This window comes from Sinomicrobium halophytocola (genome assembly GCF_052983395.1).
In genome coordinates, this window is the sequence record NZ_JBRKIT010000030.1 from 1 (window position 1) to 3,949 (window position 3,949).

Sequence of the window (3,949 nt, forward strand, 5' to 3'; positions counted from 1 at the left end):
CAATACTGTGTTACACTTTGATAAAAGTTTCTGATTTATAATGAAATAAGTGTATAAAAAGGGATGAGAAAATTTTAATAAACAATTGGTTTTCAGTATTTTAATAGTATTTTCCAAGACGTTTATAAGATATGGTCACCAAGGGTTATAACCTATACAAAACATAGATAGTCAACATATTGTTTAATATGCAAAATATCAACGCCTCCAGGCAGCGTTTCATGGTGGAGACTTTCACCCTGTTCTTGTCCATCAAGGGCCGTATCAACTTCCGACAATTGGAAAGATACAGCAAATATAGTGAACAGCGTTTTCGTATCCAATTCGAAAAGCCTTTCGATTTCCTTGGGTTCAATAAAGAACTGGTCCAACAGCACGGCAGCGGACATTACGTGATTGCCATCGATCCCAGTTACATTGCCAAATCAGGCAAGAAAACCCCGGGGCTCGGCTATTTCTGGTCAGGACAGGCCGGAGGGGTCAAACGCGGACTGGAACTCCTGGGCATGGCCGCCATTGATGTGGACAACCATACCGGTTTTCACTTGGATGCCCGCCAGACGCTAACCGATGCGTCTTGTGATAAATCACTGGCCGAACTTTATGCGGACTGTTTCGCTACCTCCAGCAATAGCTTATCCGGACTCTCCCGTGTGGTGGTAGCCGATGCCTGGTTCACCAAGAAGACCTTTATCGATACTGTTTGTGGGGCAGGATTCCATTTTGTGGGTAGGCTGCGGGACGATGCCAATCTCAGAGACCTCTACCTTGGCCCCAAAAAAAGCGGCAGGGGCAGGCCCAAAAAATATGATGGTAAAGTCATACATAAAGACATCCGTGATGACCATTTCCAAACCGTGGAACTGGAAGACGGGACTCTGGCCATGACTGCCGTACTCTATTCGGTAGCCTTGGAACGCAATATCAGGGTGGTACGGGTACCTTGTGGGAAAAAATATAAGCTGTATTTTTCTACCAACACAACATTCAATGCAACAACCATAGTGAAGTATTACCGCCTACGTTTCCAGATCGAGTTCATCTATCGGGATGCCAAACAACATACCACACTGGAAAACTGTCAGGCCCGTAGTGAGAACAAACTCGACTTCCACTTCAATATGGCACTGACCGCTACCAATCTCGCCAAGGCAGCTCACTGGTTAAACATTCCCAAAGAACAACGCGGAGCGTTCTCTATGACAGACATCAAGACCATGAACCACAACGCTTTACTCATGAACCGATTTTTTTCAACCTTTGGGATCAACCCACACTTGAACAAAAATCAGAAATATATCAATGAACTTTTACTATACGGCACCATCGCCGCTTAATTTTTTAACGAACTATTGAAACATTTTAAATTAAATGCACATGAAGTACCAAAACAAAATCTCTGACGAGCTTGTACCCATCTTAAAAGCCTATACCAGCCAGCCCGCACCGCCCGAAGGAATGCCCTTGCAGGAAGTTTTTAGGGGGGCTTTACAACAAATGGCACAGCAGGTAGCTGTAAGTAGCACCGACCAACTACGGGTTGAAAATAAATTTTTCACCAACAGCGATGGGTTGGAAACGCAACTAAGGGTATTTACACCACTTACCGAAACCAATCCAAAACCACTATTGTATTGGATACACGGCGGTGGCACTATGAGTGGATTACCTGAGCAGGAAGACAGCACCTTGTACAATCTGGCCCTTGAGCTCGACTGTGTCATCACTTCTGTAAACTACCGCCTCACACCCGAAAATCCTTATCCAAAGCCACTTAACGACTGCTACGAAGGCTTGCTACATGTTGTTGGTAACGCCGATGAGTTTGGCATTAATAAAGACAAAGTAGTTGTGGGCGGTGGCAGTGCTGGTGGACTACTAACCACATCTGTTGCCATCAGAGCCAGAAACGAAGGTGGACCCAAAATTCTTTTGCAGGCAATGGCCTATCCCATGCTTGATATTAGGGACACATCTGACAGCAATAAAGAAATTAACAGCGTAGGCGTTTGGGATAGCTGGATGAACCATTACGGCTTTCAATGCTACCTCACCAATGTTCCCGAAAGTGAATATGGCAAGACTGTGCCGAATATGATAGAAGATTTAAGCAACCTGCCAGATGCGTTCATAGCAGTGGGAACTATGGATTGTCTGCGGGATGAATCCATCGAGTATGCCCAAAAACTTGCCGCTGCCGGCAACCAGGTAGAACTGCATATTTACCCCGGCATGGTGCATGTTTTTGACGGGCTGGCTCCAGATGCCAAAGCATCAAAAGATTTTTGGAGTGCAAGGGTAGCAGCCATTAAAAGGGCGTTTGAATAACTAAAACCAACAGTTATGATACTAAAAATTATAAACGGCATACTCATTGGTAGCTGTATTTATGGGGCTAAAACAAGGCTATGCCATGCTAACGGGTAAACCCGAAATGATGGAAATGTTTGGTAAGTGGAATTTCAATAAAACCGGACTGATGATTACCGGGGCCGTTACAATGCTAAGTGCTGTAATGATTCTTTTTCCTAAAACATTTGTTTGGGGAAATTTTTTAATGGCTGTGGGAATTTTGCTAATCATTTGTTTTCATTTTGCAGATAAAGACCTTAAAGGCGTGGCTATTGAGCTACCGTTTCTTTTACTCAATACTGTGTTACACTTTGATAAAAGTTTCTGATTTATAATGAAATAAGTGTATAAAAAGGGATGAGAAAATTTTAATAAACAATTGGTTTTCAGTATTTTAATAGTATTTTCCAAGACGTTTATAAGATATGGTCACCAAGGGTTATAACCTATACAAAACATAGATAGTCAACATATTGTTTAATATGCAAAATATCAACGCCTCCAGGCAGCGTTTCATGGTGGAGACTTTCACCCTGTTCTTGTCCATCAAGGGCCGTATCAACTTCCGACAATTGGAAAGATACAGCAAATATAGTGAACAGCGTTTTCGTATCCAATTCGAAAAGCCTTTCGATTTCCTTGGGTTCAATAAAGAACTGGTCCAACAGCACGGCAGCGGACATTACGTGATTGCCATCGATCCCAGTTACATTGCCAAATCAGGCAAGAAAACCCCGGGGCTCGGCTATTTCTGGTCAGGACAGGCCGGAGGGGTCAAACGCGGACTGGAACTCCTGGGCATGGCCGCCATTGATGTGGACAACCATACCGGTTTTCACTTGGATGCCCGCCAGACGCTAACCGATGCGTCTTGTGATAAATCACTGGCCGAACTTTATGCGGACTGTTTCGCTACCTCCAGCAATAGCTTATCCGGACTCTCCCGTGTGGTGGTAGCCGATGCCTGGTTCACCAAGAAGACCTTTATCGATACTGTTTGTGGGGCAGGATTCCATTTTGTGGGTAGGCTGCGGGACGATGCCAATCTCAGAGACCTCTACCTTGGCCCCAAAAAAAGCGGCAGGGGCAGGCCCAAAAAATATGATGGTAAAGTCATACATAAAGACATCCGTGATGACCATTTCCAAACCGTGGAACTGGAAGACGGGACTCTGGCCATGACTGCCGTACTCTATTCGGTAGCCTTGGAACGCAATATCAGGGTGGTACGGGTACCTTGTGGGAAAAAATATAAGCTGTATTTTTCTACCAACACAACATTCAATGCAACAACCATAGTGAAGTATTACCGCCTACGTTTCCAGATCGAGTTCATCTATCGGGATGCCAAACAACATACCACACTGGAAAACTGTCAGGCCCGTAGTGAGAACAAACTCGACTTCCACTTCAATATGGCACTGACCGCTACCAATCTCGCCAAGGCAGCTCACTGGTTAAACATTCCCAAAGAACAACGCGGAGCGTTCTCTATGACAGACATCAAGACCATGAACCACAACGCTTTACTCATGAACCGATTTTTTTCAACCTTTGGGATCAACCCACACTTGAACAAAAATCAGAAATATATCAA

At 44.3% G+C, this 3,949-nt stretch carries 4 protein-coding genes; all 4 read left to right on the top strand.

Annotation, left to right across the window (positions count from 1 at the left end):
• The first annotated feature begins 188 nt into the window (after nucleotides 1-188).
• Nucleotides 189-1,337, top strand: a complete 1,149-nt coding sequence (locus tag ACVBDY_RS12505; RefSeq protein WP_447175797.1) for a transposase — start codon at nucleotides 189-191, stop codon at nucleotides 1,335-1,337.
• 40 nt (nucleotides 1,338-1,377) lie between these two features.
• Nucleotides 1,378-2,328: an alpha/beta hydrolase gene (locus ACVBDY_RS12510; protein ID WP_170164618.1), complete on the top strand. Its 951-nt coding sequence runs from the start codon at nucleotides 1,378-1,380 to the stop codon at nucleotides 2,326-2,328.
• Between the two features lie 46 nt (nucleotides 2,329-2,374).
• Nucleotides 2,375-2,680, top strand: coding sequence for a DoxX family protein (locus ACVBDY_RS12515; protein ID WP_240643180.1), 306 nt, complete (start codon nucleotides 2,375-2,377; stop codon nucleotides 2,678-2,680).
• Nucleotides 2,681-2,834: 154 nt separating this feature from the next.
• Nucleotides 2,835-3,949: transposase (locus ACVBDY_RS12520; RefSeq protein ID WP_123218450.1), on the top strand; the 1,115-nt coding region annotated here is incomplete at its 3' end.